This window comes from Caballeronia sp. (assembly GCF_049581465.1).
Taxonomy (GTDB): Bacteria; Pseudomonadota; Gammaproteobacteria; order Burkholderiales; family Burkholderiaceae; genus Caballeronia.
Map to the genome: position 1 here is coordinate 1 of NZ_JBAUSA010001289.1, position 1,781 is coordinate 1,781.

At 60.6% G+C, this 1,781-nt stretch carries 1 protein-coding gene; it reads right to left on the reverse strand.

From position 1 onward, the window contains the following. Nucleotides 1-119: 119 nt before the first annotated feature. On the reverse strand, nucleotides 120-1,514 hold the full coding sequence (locus tag WCA53_RS31315) for an NCS2 family permease (protein WP_423920744.1): 1,395 nt from the start codon (nucleotides 1,512-1,514) through the stop codon (nucleotides 120-122). Nucleotides 1,515-1,781 lie beyond the last annotated feature (267 nt).

The window sequence follows — 1,781 nt, forward strand, 5'->3', positions numbered from 1 at the left end:
GAGCACGCGTCGTACAGAGCACGCGGTGCGAGCGCATTTGCGACGGGCCTCGACATGCTGCGGATGACTGATCGCCGCAAGGTCCAAGGGGGCGTTGTTGCCAGCCCCCACGAAAACCGTCAGATTGCCCAGCCGCCAAGGTAGAAGCCGGCAAGCACCGCGGCAATCACGACCGTGCCCACGTTCAGCTTCCTGTACTCGCCAGCCACCACGCGCCCGATCACCAGCGTGCAAAATCCAAGCATGATCCCGGTCACGATGTTTGCCGTCAGCACGATGAACACGGCGCAAACGAGTCCCGACATCGCATCGACGAGATCGTCCATATGAAGCTTGCTCACGCTTGCAAGCATCAACAATCCGACGTACATCAAAGCGGGTGCGGTCGCGTATGAAGGCACCAACGCGGCAAGTGGCGACACGAACATCACCAGCAGGAACATCACGCCGACAGTCGCCGCCGCCAAGCCCGACTTCGCGCCCGCCGCCACGCCCACGGTCGACTCGATATAAGCCGCCGCCGGCGCACCGCCAAAACACGCAGAAAAGATCGAACTGACCGAATCCGCCGTCAATGCACGACCGCCATTCACAATCCGGCCGTTTTCATCGATCTGACCCGCTTGTCCCGCAACCGCCCGAATGGTGCCGGTGGCATCGAAGACAGCCGTCATGACCAGCGCGAACACGCTCGGCAAAACAGTCATGGACAGAGCGCCGCGAATGTCCATCGCGCCAATCAACGAGGCGTGGCCAGCCGTGCTCAGCGACGGCAGCGCGAACACGCCGCGAAAATGGACGTTGGGATCGAAGGCGAGACCGATCGCCGACAAGCCAATGACCACGAGCAAAATTCCGCCGGGTACGCGTCGCCGCTCCAGGCCGAGAATGGCGGCGAGCCCGAAGATCGACATGAGCACCGGAAACGCCGTGATATGGCCAAGCGAAACGGGCATTCCGGCGCCAGGATTGCGCACGATCAGGCCAACGTCGTCCGACGCAATCAGCAACAGGAACAAGCCGATCCCAATGCCCGTACCATGCGCCACGCCAGCCGGCAAATTACGCAAGATCCACGAGCGCACGCCAGTCACCGATATCGCGGTGAACGTGACGCCCATCAGGAACACGGCGCCGAGCGCGACAGCAGGCGTCAGCCCCTTGCCGAGCACCAGCCCGAACGCAGTGAACGCGGTCAGGGAGATCGCGCAGCCAATCGCGATCGGCAAACGGGCCCAGACGCCCATCAACAAGGAGCCGAATGCCGTCGTGAGGCACACCGCGACAAAAACCGCCGAGGTGTCGAAGCCCGCCTTGCCCAGCATGGCCGGCACGACGAAGACGGAATAAACCATCGCGAGAAAGGTGGTGATGCCGGCGACGACTTCGCGTCGCTGGGTGCTGCCGCGTGCGCTGATCTGGAAGTATCGATCGATAAAGCCGCTTTCCTGCGGCGTATGGGTGTCTTCCGTAATTCCAATGCCGCCAAGCGGCTGGGCGTGATTTTCCATCATGAGCTGCTCTCCTTTATCAGCAGGCTGAAACAGCGTCTCCAGCGTTCCTTGGCAGGCACGCGGCGCTGTCATCAGGGTCGTCTCGATAGGTTTGGTTTTTTGACTTCGCCGAATACCGCAGGTTGGATTCGGTCAGCACAAAGACTAGGTGAACAGAATGCCGCTTCCAATCTCAAAAACGGGATTCCGTTCATGCCGCGATGCTTATAAGGCTTTGTCTTGATGGTGTTGAACGCCTGAAATAAAAAGAGGCCAGATCAGAGGATC

Coding starts and splice junctions, on each gene's coding strand:
- WCA53_RS31315 (WP_423920744.1), bottom strand. CDS start 1,514: ATGATGGAAAATCACGCCCAGCCGCTTGGCGGCATTGGAATTACGGAA.